19 protein-coding genes are annotated in these 25,506 nt (G+C 74.8%); 6 read left to right on the forward strand and 13 right to left on the reverse strand.

Features of this window, described 5'->3' with window-relative positions; translation table 11 throughout:
• Positions 1 to 55: 55 nt before the first annotated feature.
• Positions 56 to 1,555 carry a glycoside hydrolase family 15 gene (locus AB5970_RS02990; RefSeq protein WP_370502409.1) on the reverse strand — a complete coding sequence of 500 codons (1,500 nt, stop codon included), beginning with the start codon at positions 1,553 to 1,555 and terminating at the stop codon, positions 56 to 58.
• Positions 1,556 to 1,840: 285 nt separating this feature from the next.
• Between AB5970_RS02990 and groL the strand changes: the two genes are divergently transcribed.
• Positions 1,841 to 3,466, forward strand: coding sequence for a chaperonin GroEL (gene groL / locus AB5970_RS02995; protein WP_370502410.1), 1,626 nt, complete (start codon positions 1,841 to 1,843; stop codon positions 3,464 to 3,466).
• Positions 3,467 to 3,561: 95 nt separating this feature from the next.
• Here the strand turns inward: groL and AB5970_RS03000 are convergent, their stop codons facing one another.
• From AB5970_RS03000 to AB5970_RS03025, 6 genes are all read right to left on the reverse strand, one after another.
• Positions 3,562 to 4,788, reverse strand: a complete 1,227-nt coding sequence (locus tag AB5970_RS03000; RefSeq protein ID WP_370502411.1) for a pyridoxal phosphate-dependent aminotransferase — start codon at positions 4,786 to 4,788, stop codon at positions 3,562 to 3,564.
• Between the two features lie 79 nt (positions 4,789 to 4,867).
• Entirely contained in the window at positions 4,868 to 5,143 is a 276-nt protein-coding gene (locus AB5970_RS03005) for a DUF4031 domain-containing protein (protein ID WP_370502412.1), read from the reverse strand.
• A gap of 30 nt (positions 5,144 to 5,173) precedes the next feature.
• Positions 5,174 to 5,464 carry a WXG100 family type VII secretion target gene (locus AB5970_RS03010; RefSeq protein ID WP_370502413.1) on the reverse strand — a complete coding sequence of 97 codons (291 nt, stop codon included), beginning with the start codon at positions 5,462 to 5,464 and terminating at the stop codon, positions 5,174 to 5,176.
• Between the two features lie 745 nt (positions 5,465 to 6,209).
• The gene (locus tag AB5970_RS03015; RefSeq protein WP_370502414.1) at positions 6,210 to 7,037 is read right to left on the reverse strand and encodes an HD domain-containing protein; all 828 of its coding nucleotides are present in this window, start codon (positions 7,035 to 7,037) and stop codon (positions 6,210 to 6,212) included.
• 45 nt (positions 7,038 to 7,082) lie between these two features.
• Positions 7,083 to 8,609 carry a sensor histidine kinase gene (locus AB5970_RS03020; protein WP_370502415.1) on the reverse strand — a complete coding sequence of 509 codons (1,527 nt, stop codon included), beginning with the start codon at positions 8,607 to 8,609 and terminating at the stop codon, positions 7,083 to 7,085.
• Entirely contained in the window at positions 8,606 to 9,349 is a 744-nt protein-coding gene (locus AB5970_RS03025) for a response regulator transcription factor (RefSeq protein WP_370502416.1), read from the reverse strand. Before AB5970_RS03025 ends, AB5970_RS03020 begins: the two co-directional genes overlap by 4 nt.
• Positions 9,350 to 9,531: 182 nt before the next feature.
• Between AB5970_RS03025 and AB5970_RS03030 the strand changes: the two genes are divergently transcribed.
• Positions 9,532 to 10,287, forward strand: a complete 756-nt coding sequence (locus AB5970_RS03030) for a type 1 glutamine amidotransferase (protein ID WP_370502417.1) — start codon at positions 9,532 to 9,534, stop codon at positions 10,285 to 10,287.
• Between the two features lie 50 nt (positions 10,288 to 10,337).
• Here the strand turns inward: AB5970_RS03030 and AB5970_RS03035 are convergent, their stop codons facing one another.
• The 4 genes from AB5970_RS03035 to AB5970_RS03050 form a co-directional block, all read right to left on the reverse strand.
• Positions 10,338 to 11,102 carry a PspA/IM30 family protein gene (locus AB5970_RS03035; RefSeq protein WP_370502418.1) on the reverse strand — a complete coding sequence of 255 codons (765 nt, stop codon included), beginning with the start codon at positions 11,100 to 11,102 and terminating at the stop codon, positions 10,338 to 10,340.
• A gap of 54 nt (positions 11,103 to 11,156) precedes the next feature.
• Positions 11,157 to 13,160 carry a TPM domain-containing protein gene (locus AB5970_RS03040; protein WP_370502419.1) on the reverse strand — a complete coding sequence of 668 codons (2,004 nt, stop codon included), beginning with the start codon at positions 13,158 to 13,160 and terminating at the stop codon, positions 11,157 to 11,159.
• A gap of 64 nt (positions 13,161 to 13,224) precedes the next feature.
• Positions 13,225 to 14,886 (reverse strand): DNA repair helicase XPB, encoded by a 1,662-nt coding sequence (locus AB5970_RS03045; RefSeq protein ID WP_370502420.1) that lies wholly within the window; start codon positions 14,884 to 14,886, stop codon positions 13,225 to 13,227.
• Positions 14,883 to 17,297, reverse strand: a complete 2,415-nt coding sequence (locus AB5970_RS03050) for a helicase-associated domain-containing protein (protein ID WP_370502421.1) — start codon at positions 17,295 to 17,297, stop codon at positions 14,883 to 14,885. The genes AB5970_RS03045 and AB5970_RS03050 overlap by 4 nt, the downstream gene beginning before the upstream one ends.
• A 129-nt stretch (positions 17,298 to 17,426) precedes the next feature.
• Here AB5970_RS03050 and AB5970_RS03055 point away from each other — a divergent pair, with 129 nt between their 5' ends.
• On the forward strand, positions 17,427 to 18,695 hold the full coding sequence (locus AB5970_RS03055) for a M20 metallopeptidase family protein (protein ID WP_370502422.1): 1,269 nt from the start codon (positions 17,427 to 17,429) through the stop codon (positions 18,693 to 18,695).
• 36 nt (positions 18,696 to 18,731) lie between these two features.
• Here the strand turns inward: AB5970_RS03055 and AB5970_RS03060 are convergent, their stop codons facing one another.
• Positions 18,732 to 20,099 (reverse strand): HNH endonuclease signature motif containing protein, encoded by a 1,368-nt coding sequence (locus AB5970_RS03060; RefSeq protein ID WP_370502423.1) that lies wholly within the window; start codon positions 20,097 to 20,099, stop codon positions 18,732 to 18,734.
• A 504-nt stretch (positions 20,100 to 20,603) separates the two neighbouring features.
• On the reverse strand, positions 20,604 to 20,945 hold the full coding sequence (locus tag AB5970_RS03065) for a TraR/DksA family transcriptional regulator (protein ID WP_370502424.1): 342 nt from the start codon (positions 20,943 to 20,945) through the stop codon (positions 20,604 to 20,606).
• Between the two features lie 115 nt (positions 20,946 to 21,060).
• Between AB5970_RS03065 and AB5970_RS03070 the strand changes: the two genes are divergently transcribed.
• From AB5970_RS03070 to AB5970_RS03080, 3 genes are read left to right on the forward strand one after another with little or no spacing between them, the layout of a single operon-like run.
• Positions 21,061 to 21,444: a cold-shock protein gene (locus tag AB5970_RS03070; RefSeq protein ID WP_056085661.1), complete on the forward strand. Its 384-nt coding sequence runs from the start codon at positions 21,061 to 21,063 to the stop codon at positions 21,442 to 21,444.
• 2 nt (positions 21,445 to 21,446) lie between these two features.
• Positions 21,447 to 22,457 (forward strand): DUF3027 domain-containing protein, encoded by a 1,011-nt coding sequence (locus AB5970_RS03075; protein ID WP_370502425.1) that lies wholly within the window; start codon positions 21,447 to 21,449, stop codon positions 22,455 to 22,457.
• Positions 22,454 to 25,501, forward strand: coding sequence for a sacsin N-terminal ATP-binding-like domain-containing protein (locus AB5970_RS03080; RefSeq protein ID WP_370502426.1), 3,048 nt, complete (start codon positions 22,454 to 22,456; stop codon positions 25,499 to 25,501). The genes AB5970_RS03075 and AB5970_RS03080 overlap by 4 nt, the downstream gene beginning before the upstream one ends.
• The last annotated feature ends 5 nt before the right edge of the window (positions 25,502 to 25,506 follow it).

The following is a 25,506-nucleotide window of genomic DNA, read 5'->3' on the forward strand; positions in this document are numbered from 1 at the left end:
CAGACCCTCGTCCCCGACGGGCCGTGCACCGACGGGTGCGCGGCCCGTCGGCGTGTCACCCGGCCCGCACGGTCCCGCGGTCCAGCGCGTCGAGCGCGAGCAGCACGCAGGCGGCGCTCCAGCCCAGGGGCGCGACGGCCGCGGGCGAGCCGTCGGCCAGGACCTTCTCGGGCAGCGACCCCGACGCGGTGCGATGGCTGTCGAGGAACGTGAGCCAGCCGTCGGCCAGCCCGGCGTCGCCGTTCTCGGCCGCCACCCATGCGTAGAGCGACGTCTGCGGGGTCCAGGAGACGCCGTCGTCGCGCCACCCGGCGCCGGGTGCCAGCCCGTTGGCCGGCCGCACCATCGCCACGGCGGACGCGCGCCACGCGGCCTCGACGCCGGGCACGGCGGTGGTCACGAACGGGGGCAGCAGGAACGCGCTGGCGGCGTCCGCGTGGCCGCCGACCGCGTACCGCGCGTACCCGGTGGGCCCGAACGTGCGGATGACCGCCACCTTGCTGCGGATCGAGGCGTCGAACGCCGCGGCCGCCAGCGCGTCGTCGTCGGCCAGCCCGAGCACGCGTGACGCCTGCTGCAGGCCCGCGACCAGGGGAGCCACGGTGCCCAGCGTGAGCGCGTCCTCGTGGACCTCCCAGTAGTCGGGCGACGCCGGCGGCAGGCCGTCGCGGCCCACCAGCGCGATCGCGTGGCGTGCCGAGCGGGCGACCAGGGGGTGCAGCCGCGCGACGGCCTCGGCGCGCTCGTCGGGGTCCGTGATCTCGTCGACGACGAGACCGGCGGCCCACAGCACCCACCCCGTGCCGTCGGTCTGCACGCCGCGGTCGTCGGGCGGGCCCGAGCCGTCGGGCAGGTAGCGGGCCTGGAACGAGCCGTCGGGCGACTGCACGCGGTCGAGGAAGCCGAGGATCTCGAGCGCGTCGTCCACGTGGCCGGTGCGGGCCAGGGCGACGGCGACGAACGACGCGTCGCGCGGCCACACGTACCGCCACTTGTCCGACCAGGCCGCGACGGCGGCGCCGTCGGGGAGCACCAGCGCGTGAAGGTCCAGCAGCGCCGCCCGCGCCATGTCCTCGTACGGGCCCCCGGCCCCCGGCACGGTTCCCGACGCCAGCCATGCGCGCTGCCGGCCGGCCATCGTCGCGGCCGCCGGGGCGGTGGCGCCCCGCCCGGTCCCCACCCGGCCGCCGACCGCACGCGCCAGGGTCGTCGCGGCGGGGTCGACGACGTGGGTGCCCGCCAGGAACGTGATGTCGGTGCCGGCCGCGAGCGGCTCCCGGCGCCCACCGGGCAGCGTGGTCACGCCGTCGAGGTACAGGGGGATCGTCGCGTAGGCGTGGGCCTCGGTCGCCGGGTGCCCCGCAGGCGGCTCGGTCGCGACGGCGCCCGTCGGCGCGGTGGCCACGAGCGTCGTCGTCATGGCTACGACGAGCGCGGCGGCGGCCACGGCCCCGTCGCTCCGGCGTCGCGGTCCACGGCGTTCGCGGGCGCGCGTCTGCGTACCGGGCTCGCCCAGGCCCGGGCCCGGGTCGACGTCGTCGTCGTGACCTTGCACACGCGCACGATAGTCCGGCACCGCTCCCACGGGGTGCGCGCCCGGCTTCCCGGGCGCCGACGGGCGGCGTCGGGGCTGCTCGGAGGCCTCGCCGAGAGTGAACGCTGCTTGCACTCTCGGGGGTCGAGTGCTAACCATTGGACTTAGCACTCTCCGGTGGAGAGTGACAGAATCACCCCGGCCGTCCGGTGAGGGCCGTCGCACGCGGGACAAGACCGCGAGTGGCGTGCCCGTCCGTCGCGGGCACCCTCGGCCGACCCGAACCCAGTGAAGGATCACAGCCCCATGGCCAAGATCATTGCCTTCAACGAGGAGGCCCGCCGCGGCATCGAGCGGGGACTCAACATCCTCGCCGACACCGTCAAGGTCACCCTCGGCCCGAAGGGCCGCAACGTCGTCCTGGACAAGAAGTGGGGCGCCCCCACGATCACCAACGACGGCGTCTCCATCGCCAAGGAGATCGACCTCGAGGACCCCTTCGAGAAGATCGGTGCGGAGCTCGTCAAGGAGGTCGCCAAGAAGACGGACGACGTCGCTGGCGACGGCACCACCACCGCCACGGTGCTCGCCCAGGCGCTCGTGCGCGAGGGCCTGCGCAACGTCGCGGCCGGCGCCAACCCGATCGCGCTGAAGAAGGGCATCGAGAAGGCCGTCGAGGCCGTCACCGCTGCCCTGCTCGCGCAGGCGAAGGACGTCGAGACCAAGGAGGAGATCGCCGCCACGGCCGCCATCTCCGCCGGCGACCAGGCGATCGGCGACCTCATCGCCGAGGCGCTCGACAAGGTCGGCAAGGAAGGCGTCATCACGGTCGAGGAGTCCAGCGCGCTGGGCCTCGAGCTCGAGCTCACCGAGGGCATGCGCTTCGACAAGGGCTTCCTGTCGGCGTACTTCGTGACCGACCCGGAGCGTCAGGAGGCCGTCCTCGAGGACGCGTACGTCCTGCTCGTCGAGTCGAAGATCTCGAACGTCAAGGACCTGCTGCCGCTGCTGGAGAAGGTCATCCAGGCCGGCAAGCCGCTGTTCATCGTCGCCGAGGACGTCGAGGGCGAGGCCCTGGCCACGCTCGTCGTCAACAAGATCCGTGGCCTGTTCAAGTCGGTCGCCGTCAAGGCCCCCGGCTTCGGCGACCGCCGCAAGGCGATGCTGCAGGACATGGCCATCCTCACCGGCGGCCAGGTCGTCTCCGAGACCGTCGGTCTCAAGCTCGACACGGTGGGCCTCGAGGTCCTCGGCACGGCGCGCAAGATCGTCGTCACCAAGGACGAGACCACGATCGTCGAGGGCTCCGGCGACGCCGCCCAGATCCAGGGCCGCGTCACCCAGATCCGCGCCGAGATCGAGAACTCGGACTCGGACTACGACCGCGAGAAGCTCCAGGAGCGCCTCGCCAAGCTCGCGGGTGGCGTCGCCGTCATCAAGGCGGGCGCGGCCACCGAGGTCGAGCTCAAGGAGCGCAAGCACCGCATCGAGGACGCCGTGCGCAACGCCAAGGCGGCCGTCGAGGAGGGCATCGTCGCCGGTGGTGGCGTGGCGCTCATCCAGGCCGGCAAGACCGCGTTCGAGGGCCTCAAGCTCGAGGGCGACGAGGCGACCGGTGCGCAGATCGTGAAGCTCGCGATCGAGGCCCCGCTCAAGCAGATCGCGATCAACGCCGGTCTCGAGGGTGGCGTCGTCGTCGAGAAGGTGCGCAACCTCCCCGTGGGTCACGGCCTCAACGCCGCGACCAACACGTACGAGGACCTGCTCGCCGCGGGCGTCAACGACCCGGTGAAGGTCACGCGCTCCGCCCTGCAGAACGCGGCCTCGATCGCCGCGCTCTTCCTCACCACCGAGGCCGTCGTGGCCGACAAGCCGGAGCGCAACCAGGCGCCGGCCGGCGGTGGCGGCGAGGACTTCGGCGGCGGGTTCTGATCCGCAGCTGAAGTGCTGAGCACGTAGCACGGTCGAACGGGTCGGTCACCTTCGGGTGGCCGGCCCGTTCGCTGTCCCCGGCCTTGCCCGTCCGTCTACTGGCGGTAGCTGCTCAGGAAGTTGCCCATGCGCTCGATCGCCTCCGCCAGGACGCGGGCCTCGGGCAGCGTGACGATGCGCAGGTGGTCCGGGGTGGGCCAGTTGAAGCCCGTGCCCTGCACCAGCAGGATGTGCTCGCTGACCAGAAGGTCGTACACCAGGCGGGCGTCGTCGTGGATCTCGTGCACCTCCGGGTCCAGCCGCGGGAACAGGTACAGCGCGCCGTCGGGGCGGACGCAGTCGACGCCCGGGATCGAGGTCAGGCCGCGGTAGGCCACGTCGCGCTGCTCGTGCAGGCGGCCTCCGGGGGCGATGAGGGCGTCGATGCTCTGCACGCCGCCCAGCGCGGCCTGGACCGCGTGCTGCGCCGGCACGTTGGGGCACAGGCGGGTCGACGCCAGCAGGGTGATGCCCTCGAGGAAGCCGGTGGCGTGCTCGCGCGGGCCGGTGACGACGAGCCACCCGGACCGGTAGCCGGCCACGCGGTAGGTCTTGGACAGGCCGTTGAACGTCAGGCAGAGCAGGTCCGGCGCGACCGTCGCCATCGGGATGTGCCGCGCGCCGTCGAACAGGATCCGGTCGTAGATCTCGTCGGAGAGCACCAGCAGGCTGTGCTCGCGGGCGATGGCCGCGATGCCCTCGAGCACCTCGCGCGAGTAGACGGCGCCCGTGGGGTTGTTCGGGTTGATGACGACGATGGCCTTGGTGCGCGGGCTGACCAGCGAGCGCAGGTGCTCGAGGTCAGGCTCCCAGCCGGCGGACTCGTCGCAGCGGTAGTGCACCGGGACGCCGTCGGACAGCGAGGTCATGGCCGTCCACAGCGGGTAGTCCGGCGAGGGGATGAGCACCTCGTCGCCCTCGTCCAGCAGCGCCTGCATGACCATCGTGATGAGCTCGGAGACGCCGTTGCCCAGGTACACGTCGTCGACGTCGATCTCGGGAAAGCCCGGCTCGGTCTCGTACCGCGTGACCACGGCGCGGCGCGCGCTGAGGATGCCGCGCGAGTCGGTGTAGCCGTGCGCGTGCGGGATGGCGGCGATGACGTCGCGGACGATCTGGTGGGGTGCCTCGAACCCGAACGCGGCGGGGTTGCCGGTGTTGAGCCGCAGGATCGTGTGGCCCTCCGCCTCGAGCCGCACGACCTCGTCCAGGGCGGACCCGCGGATCTCGTAGAGCACGTTCTTGAGCTTCGACGACTGGTCGAGAGGGCGCAGGTGCGGCATCCGTCGAGGGTATCGCCGGCTGTGACGCGACCGGGATCGGCCGGCGACGCCGCTCGCCGGCCACGACGCGGGCGCCGACCTAGTGGCGACGCACGCGGTCCCGCGCCGGGACGCGCAGGCCCGAGGCCCGCAGGCGCCGGATGAGCTCCTTCGCGCTCACCAGCTGGGCCCCGAGCGCCACCAGCTCCTCGATCCGCTGGTCGGGGACGTCGTAGTGGTCGTGGTCGAACCCGCGCGCGGGGATGCCCGCCCGGGCCGCGAACGCGTGCAGCTCGTCGAGCGAGGAGTCGCTGACCAGGTGGCCCCAGAGCATGCCGTGGTTCGGCCACATCGGCGGGTCCACGAGCACGGTCACGGGCCGAGCGTAAGCGCCCGGGCGGAGCACTCACACGCTGAACAGCCGCGACGCCTGCGCCTCCGCGTCGGCGTAGGTGCGGGCGGCCGACTGCATCGCCGCCACGATCTGCTCGAGCGAGGCGTCTAGGCGGGTCTCGGTGGTGGACCAGTCGGCGAGCACACCGCTGAACGCCGTGGCCGCGGCGCCGCGCCACGACCCCTGGAGCTCGGTCAGCTGCCGGTGCATCGCGGCGACCTCGCTGCGGATGGTGCCCGCGCGCGTCTGCACGCTGGCCGCCGCCTGGGCGACCTGCGCGCTGTCGACCTCGTACCTGGTCATGGAACCTCCGTCGCTCGTGGCCGGGCGGTCCCGGCGGGTGTGCGTCGACGGTAGGGAGGCGGGCGGGGCGCGACCCGGTGGCCGACGAGATCCGTGGACCGGAAGTGGCGACGTCGGGGCTGTGGGCGGCTCGCCGGTCGGGAGAGATCCGTGGACCGGAGGAGGACGCCGGGGCTGTGGGGGGCTCGGAGCGCCGAGTGCGGAGTCCGTGGCGGTCTGTCCCGGGTCGACGGCGCCGCTGCACCCCGACCCGGGACCGACCAGCACCTCGGTCACCACAACAACCCGCAGCCCGACCAGAGACCTGCAAGGCGATGCACGCGAGAGCGCTCCCACAGCGTACGCGGCCGGACCCGGAGAAACTAGCGGTCCGCTGGCGGATCACCCCGGCAGAGCCACTCAGCCCGCAACGTCCGCACAGATGCAGGCCAGGACCCGCTCGAGTGCGGACGCAAGGGGTCAGTAGCCGCGCAACGTCCGCATAGATGCAGGCCAGGACCCGCTCGAGTGCGGACGTAAGCGCCGGGCTCGGCGCAACGTCCGCATTCATGCGGGCCAGCACCCAGCCCACCCGAGTGCGGACGTGACCGGTCAGCCAGCCGCAACGTCCGCATAGATGCGGGCCAGAACCCGCCCGAGTGCGGACGCAAGAGGTCAGCCAGCCGCAACGTCCGCGTAGATGCAGGCCAGGACCCGCATCTGTTCGGACGCTACGGGCTCAGGCAGAGCCGAGCGCGACAGGGCGTCAGCTGCGGGCCGCGCTCGTGCCCTCGGCCGGGGTGACGTAGCCGGCGGCGGCGTCGGCGGACGGGGCGTCGGCGGCGACGGTCCCGGCGGCGACGGTTCCGGCGGCGGTTCCTGCGGCGGCGGTCCCGGCGGCGGCGTCGATCGCCCGCAGCTCCTTCTCCAGGCGCTGCAGCTCGCCGGACAGGTTCTGCCGCGCGGGCTCCTCCCAGGCGGACCCGAGCGGGCTGACGAAGAGCGAGGGCCGGGCGAGGAGCTTGTGCAGGATGCGGACGCGGGCGCGCAGGTAGTCCTCGACGGGCAGGTGCGCGTACTCGGTGCGGATGTCCTGCACGTACGCCTTGTACTTCTGCGGCTCGGTGGCGAGCATCGCGAGGTCGGCGTCGCAGAGCACGGCGCAGTCGAAGTCGGCCGGGTTCGGGGCGTGCCGGACGAGGGCGACCACGAGGTCGTGCACGCGCTGGGCGCGCTTCTCGGGGACGCCGAGCGCGGTCAGCTCGTCGAAGGCCAAGCGCGCGCTCGCGATCTCGTCCTCGCCGCCGCGGTTGGCGTACGCCTTGCGGTCGGCGGCGTCGAAGATCGCGCCGTGGTACCAGGCGGCGAGCCGGACGATGTCGGGCTCGTGGGTCTCCTCGACCAGCTCGTCGACGCGGATCAGTACGTCGACCAGGTGCTTCAGGTTGTGGAACGCCCGACCGGGGGAGCCCCACCGGTCGACCAGCGCCTGCCCGGCGTCGCGGATCTGCTCGGTCGGCGCGGTGGCTCCGGCGCCGACGGCACTGCGGACATACGCGGACAACAACCACTGCGGTGCGTCATGGACGCCCATGAAATTCAGCCTTACTCCGACGGTAGGAACCCGCCATGGTAGCCCTCAGACCTGGGCGTCGCGGGCCGAACCCGGGAGGGTGACCCGCACGGTCGTCCCGCCGCCCGGGGTCTGCTCCAGGCTCACCTCGCCGTCGTGCGCGTCGACGATCGCGGCGACGATCGCCATGCCCAGCCCCGCCCCGCCCGAGTCGCGGCCGCGGCTGGCGTCGACCCGGTAGAACCGCTCGAACACGCGCGCGGCGTGCTCGGGGTCGATGCCGGGTCCGTGGTCGCGCACCTCGAGCACGCCCTCGCCCGACGGCAGGGTGCCCACCGCGATCTCGACGGGGGTGCCCGGCGGGGTGTGCTGCACGGTGTTGCCGACGAGGTTCGCGAGCACCTGGCGCAGCCGCGACTCCTCGCCGACGACGACGCACGGACCGCCCGCGGCCCCGTCGACCAGGGGAACCAGCCGGGTGGGTCGCGAGGGGTCGAGCGCGTGCAGGTCGCTCACGGCGTCGGCGGCGAGGACGGTGAGGTCGACCGGGCCGGTGCGCATGGGCCGGCCCTCATCCACGCGCGCGAGCGCGAGCAGGTCCTCGACGAGTGCGCCCATGCGGATGGCCGACTGCTCGATGCGCCGCATGGTGTCGTCCACCTGCTCGGTCGAGGTCAGCGCGCCCATCCGGTACAGCTCGCCGTACCCGCGGATGGTGGCCAGGGGCGTGCGCAGCTCGTGGGAGGCGTCGGCGACGAACCGGCGCATCCGGGCCTCCGACGCGGTCCGCGCCCCGAACGCCCGCTCGATCTGCGCGAGCATCCCGTTCAGCGCGGCGCTGAGCCGGCCGACCTCGGTGTGCTCGGACCCGGCGGGCACCCGCTGGGAGAGGTCACCCTCGGCGATGGCGGCCGCGGTCGTCTCGATCTCGCGCAGCGGCCGCAGCGAGCGGCGGACGGCCCAGGTACCGGCCGCGGCGCCGAGCAGCACGATGCCGAGGCCGCTGAGCAGCAGCACGAGGGTCATGTGCCGGACGGTCCGCTCGATGTCGCCCAGCGGGAGCGCGACGACCACGGTCCCGACGGTGCCGTCGCGCATCGTGAACGTGTACGCCACGGCCCGCCACGACGACCCCGCGCGCGTCGACGGCACGGTGAACGGCTCGCCGCGCCGGTCGGTGGCCTGCGCGACGCTCAGCGAGGGGACGCTCGGGGTGCCGTAGTGGGACCGGGTCGTCGGCGAGAGGATAGGCAGCTCGTCGCCGTCGACCGCGTAGCGCAGGTAGTAGTCGCTCGGCGTGTAGACGGCGGAGCCGGTGCTGTCCAGCTGGCCGAGCTTCTGCTGCGCGATCTGCGTGCCCTCGGTCTGCAGCTTGGTGTCCACCTGCCCGACCAGGGTGCCCCCGAGCAGCGCGGCGCTGGTGGCCCCGGCCAGCACCAGGCCGACCGCCAGCAGCACGGTGACGATGGCGACCAGCCGGGCGACCAGCGTGGTGCCGGCCCACCACTCGCGCACGGCGCCGAGCGGGCGGCGGCGGGGCGCGGGTGGGGCGGGGGCCTCGACCTGCTGCTCGACCATGACGTCCGTGGTCACGTCGACTCGCGCAGCAGGTAGCCCACCCCGCGCTTGGTGTGGATCAGCGGGGGCAGGCGCCGGCCGTCGGGCCCGTCGATCTGGTCCACCTTGCGGCGCAGGTAGGAGATGTAGGACTCGACGATGTTCGCGTCGCCGCCCCAGTCGTACTGCCAGACGTGGTCGAGGATCTGCGACTTCGACAGCACGCGGCCGGGGTTGAGCATGAGGTAGCGCAGCAGCTTGAACTCGGTGGGGGACAGGTCGACGGGGTGGCCGGCGCGCACCACCTCGTGCGAGTCCTCGTCGAGCTCGAGGTCGGCGTACCGCATCACGCTGCTGTCGTCGTCGAGACCCGGGCGGGTGCGGCGCAGCACGGCCCGGATGCGCGCGACGACCTCCTCGAGGCTGAACGGCTTGGTCACGTAGTCGTCGCCGCCGACCGTGAGGCCCTGCACCTTGTCGGCCGTGTCGTCGCGCGCCGTGAGGAAGAGCACGGGCACGTGCTGGCCCTTCTCGCGCAGGCGTCGCGTGACGGTGAAGCCGTCCATGTCGGGGAGCATCACGTCGAGGACGACGAGGTCCGGCTCGACCTCGCGCGCGAGGCGCAGCGCCGAGCCGCCGTCGGCGGCGGCGTGGACCTCGAAGCCCGCGAAGCGCAGGGAGGTCGCCAGCAGCTCGCGGATGTTGGGCTCGTCGTCGACGACGAGCAGACGGGCCTCGGGCGTGCCCGAGGCCGACGTCGTGTGGGGTGTCGACATACCCCGAGTCTGGCCCGAGACCCTGGGAGTTCGCTGGGTGAACGCCGGACGCGCCGGCGTGTGATGACGCGCACGCGTGACAGATTCATCCGGTCGGCAAAGGTGGACGAGCGACCAGGAACCCGGCAGATCGGTCACCCGTTCTTTGTGGATCTGCGGGATCGCGGGGGTACCGTCTGCGGGTGACCCTCCCCCTCTCCGGTGGCCCCCGACCGGTCGTCACCGTCATCCAGAGCTCTCCCGACGTCCACCTCGACCGCTTCGGCGAGTGGCTCGGCGACGTCGAGCTGCGCATCGTCGCGGCCTTCGCAGGTGAGAGCGTTCCCGCAGCCGACGAGGTCGGTGACGGGCTCGTCGTCCTCGGCGGCCACATGTCCGCCTACGACGACTCCACGGCCCCGTGGCTGCCCGAGCTGCGCGCCCTGCTGGCCGACGCGAGCACGCGCGGCGTCCCCACGCTCGGCATCTGCCTCGGCGCCCAGCTGCTCGCCGCCGCCCGCGGCGGACGCGTGCAGGTGGCCGCGCCTCCCGGGCGCGAGTCGGGCATCGTCGACGTGCGCTGGCGGCCCGAGGCGGCCGGCGACGCGGTCGTCGGAGCCGTCGCGGCCCTGGCCGACGAGCGCTACCGCACGCCGCAGCCGAGCATGCACGCGGACGCCGTCGTGGACCTGCCGCGCGGTGCGGTGTGGCTCGCGTCCTCGGCCATGTACCCGTACCAGGCCTTCCGCATCGGCTCCGCGTGGGGCGTGCAGTTCCACCCCGAGGCCGGCGCGGACACGCTGCGCGCGTGGGCCGACGGGTACGACGACGTCGACACCGACGCCGTGCTCACCGCCTACGCCGCGCGCGAGCTCGAGGTGACGGCCGGCGGCCGGGTGCTCGCCGAGTCGTTCGCGGCGCACGTGCGCGCGGTGGCCTCGGAGACCGTCTCCGCCTGACCCGACACGAGAGCGCCCGACCCCCGTGGGGATCGGGCGCTCTCGTCGTGTCAGGCCTCGATCTCCGGCGTGACCGGCGTGGTGCCCAGCTGCGTCGGTGCGTTGCCGGCCTTGAGGGCCGCCAGCCGGGCCTCGACCTCGATCTGCTCGGACGACGACTCCAGCTCGGCGAACTGCGAGTCGAGGGACGACGCGGCGATCTCGGCCTGGCCCATGGCGAGGGCCTCCTCGCGGCGGACCTTGTCCTCGAAGCGGGAGATCTCGCTGGTGGGGTCCAGCACGTTGATCGAGCTGATGGCGGTCTGCACGGTCTGCTGCGCCTCGGCGGACTTCTGCCGGGCGACCAGCGTGTCCCGCCGCGACTTCAGCTGCCCGAGCTTGTCCTTCATCATGGCAAGGCCGGCCTTGAGCTTCTCGACCGAGTCCCGCTGCGAGGCGATGATCGGCTCGGCCTCGCGGACCTCGCCCTCGGCGGTGAGCTGCTTGCCCAGCGCCACCTTGGCCAGGTTGTCGAACTTGTCGGCGTTCGCGGTGTCGCCGGCCGCGCGGTACTGGTCGGCGCGGCTCGACGCGGCCAGCGCCTTGCTGCCCCACTCCCGCGCCGCGGAGACGTCCTCGTTGTAGTCCTGCTCGGCCAGTCGCAGGTTGCCGATGGTCTGCGCGATCGCCTTCTCGGCGTCCGCGATCGAGTTGGTGTAGTCCCGCACCAGCTGGTCCAGCATCTTCTGCGGGTCCTCGGCCTGGTCGATGAGCGCGTTGACGTTGGCGCGGGCCAGCTGGGTGATCCGCCCGAACACGCTCTGCTTCTCGGTCATCGCTCGTGCCTCTCCTCGTCCGTGTGGTGCCTGCTCATCTGGAATCCCGGCCGCTCAGAAGCCGCCGCCGAAGCCGCCGTCGCCGAAGCCACCGCCGCCGCCGCCGTCGCCTCCTCCACCGCCGCCGCCGCCGCCCCAACCGCCCCCGCCGCCGAAGCCACCGCCGCCGCGCAGCACGCTGTCGAGCAGGATGCCGCCGAGCACCATCCCGCCGACGCCGTTCAGCCCGCCGCCGCGGCCGCCCATGGCGCTGCCGCGGTTCTGCAGGTCGTCCGCGCGCTCGACGTCCTGCTGCGCCAGCTGCGCCGCCTCGCGCGCCAGCTGCTCGGCGCGCTGCGCGGTCGCGAGCGCCGCGGAGGCGTCGGTCGGCCGCTGGTCGAGCGCCACCTGCCGCAGGCGCTCGGCCTCCGCCAGGCGGGTCCGCGCCTCGGGTCCCACGGCGCCGCGGCGGGTGCTGAGGAAGTCGCCCGTGGCCCGCAGGGTGGACTCGAGCCGCCCGAGGAGGTCGTCCAGCTGCTGCTGCGCGCGGCGGTCCCGCTCGGCCGCGTCGCGGGTGGGTGCCAGGGCCGCGTCGAGGGCGGCCTCGGCGTCGGTGATCGCCCGCATCGCGGCGAGCGGGTCGCCGGTGCCGGCGCGTGCGGCGCGCGCGGCCTCGACCGCGGTGCGGGCCGTCTGCGCGGGTGCGGCCACCTCGGGCTTGTCGCGGGCGAGCCGGTCGACGTCCGCCAGGTCGGCCGAGATCGACGCGATGGCGGCGTCGATGCGCGTGCCGATCGCGGCGAGCTCGGGCCCGGCCCGGTCGACGGCCTCGAGCAGCGTGCCCACCTGGCTGAGCGCCTCCTCGGCCGCGCGGGCGTACCCGACCGCGGTGCCGCGCTCCCCGCGGCCGACCGCCTCCTGGCCGCGGGCGACGGTGGTGTCGACCTCGTCGAGCAGCTGCTGCGCCTGGTCGGGGTTGCGCGCGACCGACGCGAGCGTCACCGGCGGGTAGGTCGCCGCCAGCGTCGCCACCTGGGCCCGTGCGGGGTCGAGCCTCTGCCGCAGGGTGGTCGCCGAGCGGGCATGGTCCGTGAGGGCCTGCTCGACGTGGGACTCGAGGTCGCGCAGGTGGTCGAAGCCGGCCTTCTGCGCGTCGAGGGTCGCGGCCACGGCGGCGCACGTCCGCAGGATGCGGGTGGCGGTGTCGCGGACCTGCGGCTCGGTGTCCGGGATCTGGTCGTCGAGCGTCTGGCGCAGCCGGAAGGCCTCGGTGACCTGCGCCTTCGCGTCGGCGAGCACGGTCTCGAACTCTCCCGTCGCATCGGCGCCGAACTGCGCCTGGGCGAAGCCGAGCTCCTCCTCCGACGCCTTGACCGCGTCGTCGATCGCGACCAGGGCGGACGCCGACCGGCGGTCGAGCTCGGCGGTCGGCAGGGCGGCCAGCTCGTCGGCGGGCGCGGCCGAGCCGGGCCCGGCGACCGCGTTCGCGCGGCGGCGTCGCGAGAGGAACCACGGGATGCCGAACAGCGCGACGATCACCAGGAGGCCGACGACGAGCACGGTGCCGAAGCCGCCGCCACCGCCCGAGGAGGAGCCTGAGCCCGAGCCCGTGGCCTCCTCGCGCAGGGTGTCGGCGGTCGCGATCGCGGCGCCCGCCCAGTCGTCGTTGCGCAGCTTGTCCTCGGCCGCGGCGCTGGCGGCCTCGACCTGCGAGCTCGACAGCCCCTCGACCGTCTCCGGCGCGAGCGCGTACCGGCGGGCGTCCGTGGCGACGGCGAGGATGACGTCCTGCGACCCGAGGCCCGACTTCTGCGCGGTCGACTGAGCCCACTGGACGGGGTCGGCCCCGCCGAAGTCCGAGACGTAGACGACGTAGAGCTGCAGCGCGGTGTCCGCGGCCAGCTCGTCGAGAGCCGCCTGCACCTCGGCCTGGCTGCCGTCGAGGGCGCCCACCTGATCGGTGATCTCGCTGGTCAGGGCGAGGGGCGCGACCGTCGGAACCGTGCCGGCGCCGAGCAGCAGGGGGACCCCGAGCAGCAGCGGGACGAGCACGGACAGGCGACGACGCGTGACGGGCACCCGAATGATCCTTCCGGTGGGGTCTACCCGCCGCAACGGCTCACGCCCGGGAACGGTTCCCCGGTCAGTCGCGCTCCGACTCCGTGGCGGGATCGAGGTCCTCGGCGTCGACGATCGAGTAGGCGTAGCCCTGCTCGGCCAGGAAGCGCTGGCGGTGCGCGGCGAAGTCCTGGTCGACCGTGTCGCGCGCGACGACCGTGTAGAAGTGCGCGGTCCGGCCGTCGCCCTTGGGCCGCATGATCCGGCCGAGCCGCTGCGCCTCCTCCTGGCGGGAGCCGAACGAGCCCGACACCTGGATGGCGATGGACGCCTCGGGGAGGTCGATCGAGAAGTTGGCGACCTTGCTGACCACCAGCTTGGTGATCTCGCCGGCCCGGAACGCGTCGAACAGGCGCTGGCGTTCGCGAACGGTGGTCTCGCCGGTGATCAGGTCGGCGCCCAGGTGCTCCGACAGCTCGTGCAGCTGGTCGAGGTACTGGCCGATGACCAGGGTCGGGTCGCCCTCGTGCTTGGCGACGAGCTGCTCGACCACCCGGTTCTTGCCGCGGGCCGTCGCCGCCAGCCGGTACTTCTCCTCGGGCTCGGCGGTCGCGTAGGCCATGCGGTCGGCGTCGGGGAGCGTGAGGCGGACCTCCACGCAGTCGGCGGGCGCGATGTAGCCCTGGGCCTCGATGTCCTTCCAGGGGGCGTCGAACCGCTTGGGGCCGATGAGGCTGAACACCTCGTCCTCGCGGCCGTCCTCGCGCACCAGGGTGGCGGTCAGCCCGAGCCGCCGCCGGGCCTGCAGGTCGGCCGTCATGCGGAAGATCGGCGCGGGCAGCAGGTGGACCTCGTCGTAGACCACGAGGCCCCAGTCGCGGGCGTCGAGCAGCTCGAGGTGCGTGTACACGCCCTTCCGCTTGGTGGTCAGCACCTGGTAGGTCGCGATGGTGACCGGGCGGATCTCCTTGCGGGCACCCGAGTACTCGCCGATCTCGTCCTCGGTCAGCGAGGTGCGCTTGACCAGCTCGTCGCGCCACTGCCGGGCGCTGACGGTGTTGGTGACGAGGATGAGCGTGGTCGTCGACGAGCGGGCCATGGCGCCCGCGCCGACGAGCGTCTTGCCGGCGCCGCAGGGGAGCACGACGACGCCCGAGCCGCCGTGGAAGAAGCCGTCGACGGCCTGCTTCTGGTACGGCCGCAGCTGCCAGCCGTCCTCGCGCAGGTCGATCTGGTGGGCCTCGCCGTCGACGTAGCCGGCCAGGTCCTCGGCGGGCCAGCCGAGCTTGAGCAGCACCTGCTTGAGGTGGCCGCGCTCGGAGGGGTGCACGATGACGTCGGTCGCGTCGATGCGGGCGCCCAGCAGGCCGGCGGTGCGCTTGGAGCGGACCACCTCGACCAGCACGGCGGGGTCGAGCGCGTGCAGGACCAGGCCGTGCACGGGGTCTTGGATCAGCTGCAGGCGGCCGTAGCGGGACATCGTGTCCGCCACGTCGACCAGCAGGGCGTGCGGGACCGGGTAGCGCGAGTACTCGAGCAGGACGTCGACAACCTGCTCGGCGTCGTGGCCCGCGGCGCGCGCGTTCCACAGGCCCAGCGGGGTCAGGCGGTAGGTGTGGACGTGCTCCGGGGCGCGCTCGAGCTCCGCGAAGGGGGCGATCGCGCGCCGGCAGGCCTCGGCCTGGTCGTGGTCGACCTCGAGCAGCAGCGTCTTGTCGCTCTGCACGATGAGGGGGCCGTTGGTCACGAAGTCTCCTGACGATCGTCTGGCGGTGCGTCCTGGGTCGCCCGCGTCACGGTCGCGATGCGGTGCACCGCCACGGTGAGCTCGGACTCGCGCGCGGTGTCGATGGCCCGCAGCCGGCCGCCCTCGACCCGCAGGGGACGCAGCAGCCGCCGTTGCGGGACGCCGTGGGAGCCGACCAGCTCGACCCACACCTCGGCCTTCTCGGCAGCCGCCTCGCGCAGCAGCACCAACGCGTCCACCGGGTCCGCTGTTCCCACCGCGGCGGGCGGGGGCACCGGTGCGGTCGCGCGCCGGGCCGGCGCCGGGGGCAGCGCGCCCGGCAGCCGCTCGACCTCGTCGGCCTTGCGCTCCTGCTCCGCGCGGCGCAGCTGCGGTACCAGCGCGAGGAGGCGTTCGTCGGTCAGCACCTCCCGCCCGCCCACGGTGGGCCCGGCCCCGGTCGCCCGGCGCCGAGCCCCCGCGGTGGCACGACGACCGACGCGGCGCACGGCCGTGACCACGTGCAGCACCTGTCCGTCGGGCCCTTCGGCCACAGGCGCGAGACCGTGCGCGCGCAGGGCGTCGACGAGCTCGCGGACGGGTGCCTGCGACGCCAGCACGGTCGGCGCGAGCCGGACCAGGCCGAGGGACGCCAGCCGGGGGTCCTCCGCGAGGCCGGCCAGCAGCGAGGGGTCGTCGGCGCGCACGTAGCCGGAGGCCGAGCCGACGCGCATCCGGCCGTGCCGGCGGGCCGCGTCCCGGACCAGGTACTCCAGCGGCTGCGGGACGCCCGAGCGCGCGTGGGTGCCCAGCTCGGTCAGGAGGCCGTCGGCGGTCGCGCCGGCGTCGAGCGCGCGCCGGACCGACTCGGGGGTGAAGCGGACGGTCAGCGCGCCGCCGCGGGACTCGATGTGCGCGGTCCGGTCCAGCAGGTCCTCGAGCTCGGGGCTCGGCCGGCCCGGGACGACGCCGGTGAGGTCGCCCTGCAGCAGGATCTCGTCGACGGCCGGCGGGAGGGCTGCGGCGAGGGCGTCGGCGGGGTCCGCGGGCTCGGCGCCGACCAGCGGCGCCGTCTCCAGCAGGAGCGCGCGGCCGGCGTCGGACAGCGCGCCCGCGCCCAGGATGCCGAGCCGGCCCGCCTCGACCAGGACCGCTTGCACGGCCGCTGCCGGCGGGACCGACCGCGGGGAGCGCCAGCGCAGCAGGGCGACCACGTGCGCGGCGTCGGGAGCGGTACCCGCAGGCGTCTCGGCGAGGACGTCGAGCACCGACCGGCGCAGGCGGGGGGCCCAGGTGCGCTGCAGCTCGGGGTCCAGCGCGGCCCGGACGCCGCCGCGCTCGTCTCGCCCGCCCACCAGCCAGGGCGTGCGCAGCATGGAGCGCCAGGTGCGGGCCAGCGCCGCCCACCGGTCCGGGACGTCGCGCACGGCCCACTCGTCCACCGCGACGGTCGGCGCGAACGAGGGGTTGTCCTCGCCGTCGTCGGCGACGAACGCGGCCGCACCCGCCAGCTCGATGACGAAGGCCGCCTCGGACTCGTCGGTCTCGAGCGCCATCGCGACCCGGCGCAGCTCGCGCACACCGAGGCCGCCGCCGCGCAGCACCCCGGGCGGCGTGTGCTCCCAGAGTCGCACCAGGCGGGCGACCAGCAGCACGATCCGCTCGCCGGCGGCGGCCGACTCGGCGGTCACCAGAGCGTGGCTGCGGCGCGGGACGTCGTCGGGGACGGACGGGGGGAACGCCGGCGACGCGTGCGTGCGGCCGCCCCGCAGCGCGATCGCGACCGCGCGGGGCAGCACGACGTGCCGGGAGTCGCCGGGCAGCAGCAGGTGGCGGCGCAGCAGCCAGTCGACGGCCGCGGCGGCCGCCGTGCTGTTGGAGGGCGCGAGGCCGACCGGCGGGCCCCAGAGCAGGGCGTCGAGCACCGGGCGGGCGCCCGTCGGGGCGGACTCGAGGAGCGTCGGCAGGTCGGAGAGGTCGACCGGCTCCGGCGTGGGGCCGCGACGGACTCCGGCGTCCAGCGGGGCGAGGCCGGCCGGGTAGGGGCCGAGGATCTCGGCGAGGCCGGGGGAGGGCTGCAGGGGAGCGTCGTCGTCGGCGGAGTCCGGGTAGACCAGGGTGCCGACGACGGCGAGCCGCAGCGCGCGCTCGACCAGCGCGACGCCCGCGTCGTCGGTGGCTCCCAGGGCCCCGGGCAGGTCGGCGGCCGTGACGGGACCGGGCTCCGAGAGCGCGACGACCGCCTCGAGCACCTGCAGCACGCTCGCGTCGACGTTGGCCAGGGCGCGCTCGAGGCTCGACCGGCTGGTGGCGCGGACCGCCAGCGACGACAAGGTCGCCGGGGAGGGCGACGCCAGGTCCGGTCGGCTGCGCAGGAGCGCGACGAGCTCGTCGTCGCTGCGTTCCCGCAGATAACCGGTGAAGGTGGGCATCCGCACAACCTTACGTGGCGTGCGCCGCGTGCGGGGCTCTCGTTACTGGTCGGTAGCGGGCGCCGACGTCTGGCAGTCTCGGTCCGTCCGTCGTGTCCCGTCCCGCTGGCCTGTGTGGAGGTCTCTCGCGTGCCGCTCTCTCCTGATGTCCTCGCCGGTCTCCGGGCCGACGCCGCCGCCCAGCAGCCCGAGATCGTCGCGCTCCGCCGCGCGCTGCACCGCACGCCTGAGCTCGGGCTCCGGCTGCCGGCGACGCAGCAGCTCGTGCTGGACGCGATCGCTCCGCTGGGCCTCGAGGTGAGCACGGGCGCCGGCCTGAGCTCCGTGGTCGCGGTGCTCCGCGGGGGTCGGCGGGGCCCGGCGGTGCTGCTGCGCGGGGACATGGACGCCCTGCCGGTCACCGAGGACTCCGACGAGCCGTTCCCGTCGGAGAACGTCGGGGTCATGCACGCCTGCGGGCACGACCTGCACGTCGCGGGGCTCGTCGGCGCGGCGCGGCTGCTCGCGTCCCGTCGCGACGAGATCGCCGGTGACGTCGTCCTGATGTTCCAGCCGGGCGAGGAGGGCGACCACGGCGCGCGGCTGATGATCGAGGAGGGCGCGCTGGACGCCGCCGGCGAGCGGGTGGTGGCCGCCTACGGGCTGCACGTCCTGTCGTCGATGCTTCCGGCCGGGCTCGTGATGGCGCGGCACGGGACCATGCTGGCCGCGGCGGACACGGTCCACATCACCGTGCACGGCCGCGGCGGCCACGGCTCCATGCCGCACCTCGCCGCCGACCCGGTGCCCGTGGCCGCCGAGATCGTGCTGGCCCTGCAGGCGATGGTCACGCGCCAGTTCGACATCTTCGACCCCGTCGTGGTCACCGTGGGCAGGATCTCCGCCGGCACGACCGACAACGTGATCCCGTCGACCGCCCTGCTCGAGGCCACGGTCCGCACCTTCTCCGAGGCGACGCACGCCTCCGTGCTGGACCGGCTGACCCGGGTGGCCGAGGGCATCGCCGCCGCGCACGGCCTCACGGTCACCGTGGACTACCAGCGCGGCTACCCGGTCACGTCGAACACTCCCGCCGAGGTCGACCGTGCCGCCGGCCTGGTCCGCACCATGTTCGGCGAGGACGCGTACCTCTCCGCCCCGCAACCGATCTCCGGCTCGGAGGACTTCTCGTACGTGCTGCAGCAGGTGCCCGGCACCTACCTCGGCCTCGGCGCGACGCCGGTCGGCGCCGATCCCCGGACCGCGGCCTACAACCACTCGGCGCAGGCGACGTTCGCCGACGAGGCGCTCGCGGTCGGCCCCGCGGTGCTCGCGGCGCTGGCGCTCGACCGGTTGGCGGAGGACGAGGAGCCGGTCGACCCGGCCGAGCTCGCGTCGAGCACGCCGTCGTACGTCTGACCTGCGTGCCCGGTGTTCCGATCCCTGTGCCCCGTGCTAGGTGCGCAGGGGTTGTCCGTGGCGGTCGGTGAAGTGCCAGTGGCCGTCGGGGTGGTGGGTGATCTCGATGCCGTGGTCGTGGACGGTGCCGTGGTGGTGCCAGCACAGCAGGACGCCGGTGTGGGTGTCGGTGGTGCCGTGGTCGCGGTGCCAGTGCTGGGTGTGGTGGATCTCGGCCAGGGCGGGTGGGGCGTCGCAGGTGGGGTATTGGCAGTGCCGGTCGCGGGCGATGATGGCGCGGCGTTTGGGCCCGGTGTAGGTGCGTTCGGTGCGGCCGACGTTCAGGATCTGGGAGGCGGGTCCGAACACGATGCGGGTGATCGCCGAGTCGCAGGCCAGGCGGGCCAGCACGGTGTCGGGGATGGGTCCGGTGCCGACCAGCTCGGCGACCGCGAACCGGTCCGGGTCGCCCGGCGCAGGCCGGGCGTGTGCGGGTGTGGCGCCGGGCCCGTCGGGGCGTGACGGCGCATCGCCGCTGCTGCCGTGCCCGTCGCCCGGTCCGCGCGTAGGGCCAGAGCCGGATCCCGATGCGTGCGGGTCGGGGTTGCCGGGGGCGTGCTCGAGGGCGCGGTGCAGGGTGGTGTAGTCGACGATGGCGGTGATCTGGGGGCGGTGGGTGCCGGTGGCGCCGGTCAGGTCGCGGTCCAGGGCCAGGCGGGTCAGGGTGACCAGGGCCCCGGCGCGGCGCCGCCCGGCGGGCAGCCCGGCCTGGTCGGCGGAGGTGCCGGTCAGCGCGGCCAGCGCCGCGGACAGGGCGTGGCCGTGCTCGGTGGTCAGGAACCCGGTCAGGTGGCACCCGTCGGTGGACTGGGCCAGGGTGAGGAACTCCCGCTCGGTGGCGTCCCGGTAGCCGCGCTCGTCCGCGCCGGGGTCGGCGTGCGCGGCCCACCGGCGGGTCAGCACCCGGAACTGGGCGGCCGGCAGCCCGGCGAACTCCAGCAAGAACCCCTCCCCGCACTCCTGGGCGGGGGCGGTCAGCAGGGTGCGCCGGTCGGGGGTGTTGGCCACCGCGGCGATCGCGTGCGCGGCCTGCACCGGGACCCGGCCCGCGACCGCCTCGACCGCGGTGGCCGGCAGGGTGTCCCGGAACGCCCGCCCCAACCTCACCAGGTCGGCGGCCTGGGTGTGCGGCAGGCGGCCCTGGGTGGCCAGCCAGGTGGTGATCGACCTCGCCCCGTCCGACGCCCAGCACCCGTCGGCCTCCACCACCGGCACCACCCGGGCCGCGATCGCCGCCAACCGGCCCGCCACCACCAACGCCTCACGCACCACCTCAACGGCGGCCGCGCCCGGCAACCGGCCCCCCACCGTGGTCGGGTCCGCCGCCACCGCCAACGCCTCCACCGCCGCGGCCAACGCCAGCAACGCCGCCGACGCTGGCGAGGCGGAAGGCGCGGGTCCGGCAGCCGCGTGACTCGCGCTCACGTCCTCGACCGACACCCGCACCCACCTCCTCCGCGTCCGCGGGACGGGCCGACCAACCGGCCCCAACAATCCCGCCACGAAGAAGTCTCCCAGCCACCACTGACATTCACCGCGACAATCGCCCGGATGGTGAGACGAGAACCAGACTCACCGTCCCCGCAGGTCAGAGCCACGCCGAGCCGCCCACAGCCCCCGACAGGGAATCATTTATCCACAAGAGAGAATGGTGATAAAGGGCGGGGTGTGCTGCATTCTTTGACCCCTCGAGCGGACGGCGCCCCCGCAACGATTCCGTGCGCCCGGGCCTCCGCCTGACAGCGGGAGGACGAACCCGCGCCGGGGCCGCCGACCGAGACGGCCCGGACGTTTCCCGCGACCCAGGGCCTTCCACCCACGGCGGCTCGAATGGTCGCGGGCCAGGCCACACCGGCGAACCAGCGGCCACTACCGCCCCGCGCACCCCACGCAGGTCGTCGCGGTCGGCCGCGCCTCGAGCCGACCGGCCGGGATCGCGTCGCCGCAGACCTCGCACACGCCGTAGGTGCCGTCGTCGACCTTCGCCAGCGCGCGCTCGATGGAGAGCAGCCGGTCGGAGGCATCGCGCGCCAGGGCGTCGACCTGCGCCCGCTCGAACGCGATCGTCGCGCCCTCGGGGTCGTGCTCGTCGTCGGCGTTGCTGTCGCGCGAGGCGTCGACGACGCCGCGGTGCTCGCGTTCGAGCGCCGCGAGGCGGTCCTGGGTCGTCGCCCGCAGCTCGAGGAGCCGGGCGCGCGCGGAAGAGGTCATCGTCGGACCCAACGCGCGGCGCCCCCGGGGGCTTCCGGCGCCGGGTGGGGTTTTCGATGGCTGCGGCCGGTAACCTTGTGGCCAGTACGTCTTCTTCTCATGAACGGGGTTCACCGTGCCTACCGGCAAGGTCAAGTGGTTCGACACCGAGCGCGGCTTCGGGTTCATCGCCAGCGACGACGGCGGCGAGGTCTTCCTGCATGCGTCGGCGCTGCCCGAGGGCGTCACGGCGCCGAAGCCCGGCGCGAAGGTCGACTTCGGCGTCGCCGACGGTCGCCGCGGCCCCCAGGCCCTGTCGGTGAAGCTGCTGGATCCCGTGCCCTCTGTCGCCAAGGCCGCGCGCAAGCCCGCCGACGACATGGCCGTCATCATCGAGGACCTCATCAAGGTCCTCGACCGCGTCGGCAACGACCTGCGTCGTGGCCGCTACCCCGAGAAGGCGCGCGGGGAGCAGTACGCCTCGCTCCTGCGCGCCGTCGCGGACGACATCGAGGCCTGAGCATGCCTGCAGCAACCAAGGACGCGGTCCTCGGATCGGCCGTCGACCTGGCCCGCGAGGTCGCGGTCGCCCTGGCCGAGGACCCCGCCGACGTCGGCGAGTACCTGGGCCTCGTGGTCGAGGGCGAGCGGCTGGTCTCGCACCGGTTCGCGTCGGCCGCCCGCGGCTACCGCGGCTGGGAGTGGACGGTCACGGTCGCCCGCGTGCCCCGCGGTCGCACGGCCACCGTGTGCGAGGCCGAGCTACTGCCCGGCCCGGACGCCGTCCTCGGCCAGGCGTGGCTGCCGTGGTCGGAGCGCATCCGTCCCGGCGACATCGGCCCCGGGGACGTGCTCCCCTTCAAGGCCGACGACCCGCGCCTCGAGCCCGGCTGGACCCCGACCGGGGACCCCGAGCTCGACGACGTCGCGATCGACGAGCTCGCCCTCGCCCGCGTCCGGGTGCTCTCGCCCCAGGGTCGCGACGAGGCCGCCGAGCGCTGGTACCGCGGCGCCCACGGCCCGACGAGCGCCGGCTCCCTGGCCTCGGCTGCCGCGTGCGGCAGCTGCGGGTTCCTGATCCCGCTCCAGGGGTCGCTCGGCACCGTCTTCGGCGTGTGCGCCAACCAGTGGTCGCCCGACGACGGCATGGTCGTGAGCGTCGACCACGGCTGCGGCGCCCACTCCGAGACCGACGCCGAGACCCCGCCGACCGACTGGCCGGAGTCCGACCCCCTGATCGACGAGCTGAGCCTCGAGCTGGTCAACCTCACCAAGCCCGCCGCCGCACAGCCGGTCGCGGACGCGGACGAGGCGCCCGTGGCCGACGAGACCCCGGTCGCCGACGACAGCGCCGTGGCCGAGGACACCGCGGTCGCCGACGACACCGCGACGACCGAGGACGAGCCGGTGGCCGACGACGTCGTCGTGACAGCCGAGCCGGTGGACGCCGAGGCAGCCCCCGAGTCACCCGCCGACACCCAGCCCGACGACTCCGCGGACGACCCGTCCGCCACCCCCGACCCGGAGCCGTGACCGCCGACGCCTTCGGCACGGCCGCCCTCCGCGCGGCCGTCCTGGGGGCGTGGCGCTCGTCCCCGGCGCGCCTGCGCGAGGACGCGAACACGGAGGAGGACCACGCCCGCGGCTACTACCGCGACCGCGTGATCGTCGAGCTGGCGCAGAACGCCGCGGACGCGGCGACACGCGCGGGCGTCCCGGGACGGCTGCTGCTGCGGCTGGCCCGCACCGACGACGACGGCACGGTGCTGGTCGCCGCGAACACGGGCGCGCCCCTCGACGCCGAGGGGGTGGCGTCGCTGGCGTCGATGCGGGCGTCGGCCAAGCGCGACGAGTCGCGGCGCGCGGTCGGCCGGTTCGGGGTCGGCTTCGCGGCGGTCCGGGCGGTGGCCGACGAGGTCTCCGTGCTGAGCACGACGGGCGGGGTGCGGTTCAGCACCGCCGACGCCGCCGAGCTGCTCGCCGAGGCGGCGCTCGACAACCCCGCCCTGGCCGACGAGGTGCGCCGCCGCGACGGCTCCCTGCCGGCCCTGCGGCTTCCCCTGCCCGCCGAGGGCACCCCGCCCACCGGCTACGACACGGCCGTCGTCCTCGAGCTGCGCGACGAGGTCGCCGCCGACGAGGTCCGCACCCTCCTGCACGACGTGGGCGACCCCCTGCTGCTGGCCCTGCCCGGGCTGGTCGAGATCCTGGTCGACGACGACACGGGCCCCGCCCGGCGCCTCGCCGACGTGGCCGAGCGCTGGACGGTCGCCACGGGCGAGGGAGAGCTGCCGCTCGCGCTCATGGCGGACCGCCCCGTGGAGGAGCGGGCCGCCCGCGCCTGGCGCGTGACCTGGGCCCTGCCTCGCGGCCGCGCGCCGCTGTCCCGGGCCGACCAGGTGGTGCACGCCCCGACGCCGACGGACGAGCCGTGCAGCGTCCCCGCCCTGCTCGTCGCGACCTTCCCCCTGGACCCCTCCCGCCGGCACGTGGCGCAGGGCGCCCTGACCGACGCCGTCCTCGACCACGCCGCCGACGTGTACGCGCGCCTGGCCCACGGCCGCGCGGCGACCGGCGGCGACGCCCTGGCCCTCGTCCCGACGGGGCTGGCGGCCGGCCCGCTCGACGCCGCCTTGCGCGAGCGCATCGTCGAGCGCCTGACCCGCACGCCGCTGCTGCGCAAGGCCGCGCCCGACGACGCCGACCCCCTCGTCGTCCCCACCCAGGCCGTGGCCCTCGCGGGCTCGTCGGTCCACGACGACGCGGCGCTCGCCGCCCTCGGCCGCCGGGTCACGTCCCTGGTCACCCTGCCCAGCGGCCGCGAGTCGCAGGCGCGCGCGCTCGGCGTCGAGATCCGGTCGCTCGCGGACGTGGTGGAGGACCTGCCGGCCGTGAGCGACGGCGGCTGGACGGACCTGTACGACGCCCTCGAGCTGCTGGCCGACGACCCGCAGTCGCGCGAGGCCCTCGGCGCCGTCCCGGTCCCGCTGGCCGACGGCCGGGTGGTCCGCGGCGCCCGCGGGACGGTGGTGCTCGACCCCGGGCTCGTGGCCCGGCTGGGCGAGCGGACCCTCGAGACGCTCGGCCGCTGGGGGCTGCGCGTGGTCGACCCGACGGCCGTCCACCCGGTGCTGGAGCGGCTCGGCGCCCAGGCGCCCGACGCGGTCGGACTGCTCAACCAGGACCCGGTGCGGCAGGCGGTGCTGGAGCTCGCCGACGACGACACCGAGACCGACGAGGTGGTCGACGCGGTCCTCGCGCTGGTGCAGGCGCTGGACGGCGCCGACCTGCCCCGCGAGGCCCTGCCCTGGCTCGGGCTGCTCCCGCTGCCCGCGGCCGACGGCGAGCGCACGCCCGCCGACAGCCTGGTCCTGCCGGGCTCCGCGGCGGCGACGATGCTCGACGACCGAGTCCTGTCCACCGTCTCCGTCGACACCGTGGACCGCTGGGGTGCCGCCGCCCTCGCCGCGGTCGGTGTCCGCGCCGACCTGGTGCTGGTGCACGTCGCGGACGTGCTGGCCGACCCGGCCTCCCTGCGGGACGGCGCCACCGACTCGGCGACGCTCGCCGCGCAGTCGCTGGACGGCTGGGACGACTACCTGCACCACCTGGCCCAGCGCCTGGGCGCCGGCGCGTACGTGGGCGACGCGGTCGCGGTGGCGGACCTCGACGCCGTGGACCCTGAGCAATGGGGGACGGTCCTCGCGCGGATCGCCGGCGACCCTGACCTGCGCCGCGCCCTGGTCGACCCCGTCCGCGGCGAGTCGGGCGCCGGTGCCCCGTCGTACACCTCGTGGTGGCTGCGCGAGCGGGCGGACCTGGGGCTCGGGCGCCCGTTCGCGGTCGGCGACGCCCTGGCCGCCCTGCTGCCCGCCGCCCCGGACGCCGTGGCAGGCCTCGACGCCGCCGTGCAGCGTGCCCTCGGCGGAGTGGCCGCGCTGGACGAGCTCGACGGCCCCGGCTGGACCCAGCTGCTCGACAGCTGGGGGCCGGTCGGCGTCGCGGTCGACCCCGCGCTCGCCGCGGCCGTGTGGGCGGCGATGGCGCCCGACGAGCCCCCCGAGCGGCTGCCCGCGCTGGTGGGCCCCGGCCGCGTGGCCGTCGTGCACGCCGAGGACGCCGCGGTGGCCGAGCACCCCATGTGGCACCAGCGCACCGACCTGGCCGCCCTGGTGCCCGGCACCGAGGCCACGGCCCGCCTGCTCGACCTCCCGTTCGCGGCCGACCTGGCCGACGGCGTGGTCGACGACGCGGGCGAGGTCGACGACGTCCCCGCCGGAGTCGGCACCCTCCTGCCGCACGCGCCGACCACGTGGGTGCAGCACGACGACCTGCAGGTCGACGGCTCGCCCGTCGAGTGGTGGGTCGAGGACGACGGCGACGGCTCCGTGGTGCACGCCGTCCACCTGGTCGGCCTCGCCGCCGGCCTTGCCCAGGCGGCCGGCCGGTGGGAGCTCCGCTACGCGGTCGAGGCGCTGCTCACGGCTCCGGAGCGGGCCGACGAGATCGCGCTGGACGTCGCGCAGGGGCAGCAGCGCGACGACGACGCGGTGTCCGATCCGTCCGGAACCCGATAGCGTCC

It is taken from the genome of Cellulomonas sp. ICMP 17802, assembly GCF_041295535.1.
Lineage (GTDB): Bacteria > Actinomycetota > Actinomycetes > Actinomycetales > Cellulomonadaceae > Cellulomonas.

What these genes read in the sequence shown, in the direction of transcription:
- AB5970_RS03025 (WP_370502416.1), bottom strand. Translation starts at nt 9,349, where the DNA reads ATGTCGACACCCCACACGACGTCGGCCTCGGGCACGCCCGAGGCCCGT.
- AB5970_RS03050 (WP_370502421.1), bottom strand. Translation starts at nt 17,297, where the DNA reads ATGCCCACCTTCACCGGTTATCTGCGGGAACGCAGCGACGACGAGCTC.
- groL (WP_370502410.1), top strand. Translation starts at nt 1,841, where the DNA reads ATGGCCAAGATCATTGCCTTCAACGAGGAGGCCCGCCGCGGCATCGAG.
- AB5970_RS03065 (WP_370502424.1), bottom strand. Translation starts at nt 20,945, where the DNA reads ATGACCTCTTCCGCGCGCGCCCGGCTCCTCGAGCTGCGGGCGACGACC.
- AB5970_RS03000 (WP_370502411.1), bottom strand. Translation starts at nt 4,788, where the DNA reads ATGCCGCACCTGCGCCCTCTCGACCAGTCGTCGAAGCTCAAGAACGTG.
- AB5970_RS03035 (WP_370502418.1), bottom strand. Translation starts at nt 11,102, where the DNA reads ATGACCGAGAAGCAGAGCGTGTTCGGGCGGATCACCCAGCTGGCCCGC.
- AB5970_RS03075 (WP_370502425.1), top strand. Translation starts at nt 21,447, where the DNA reads ATGCCTGCAGCAACCAAGGACGCGGTCCTCGGATCGGCCGTCGACCTG.
- AB5970_RS03010 (WP_370502413.1), bottom strand. Translation starts at nt 5,464, where the DNA reads ATGACCAGGTACGAGGTCGACAGCGCGCAGGTCGCCCAGGCGGCGGCC.
- AB5970_RS03015 (WP_370502414.1), bottom strand. Translation starts at nt 7,037, where the DNA reads ATGGGCGTCCATGACGCACCGCAGTGGTTGTTGTCCGCGTATGTCCGC.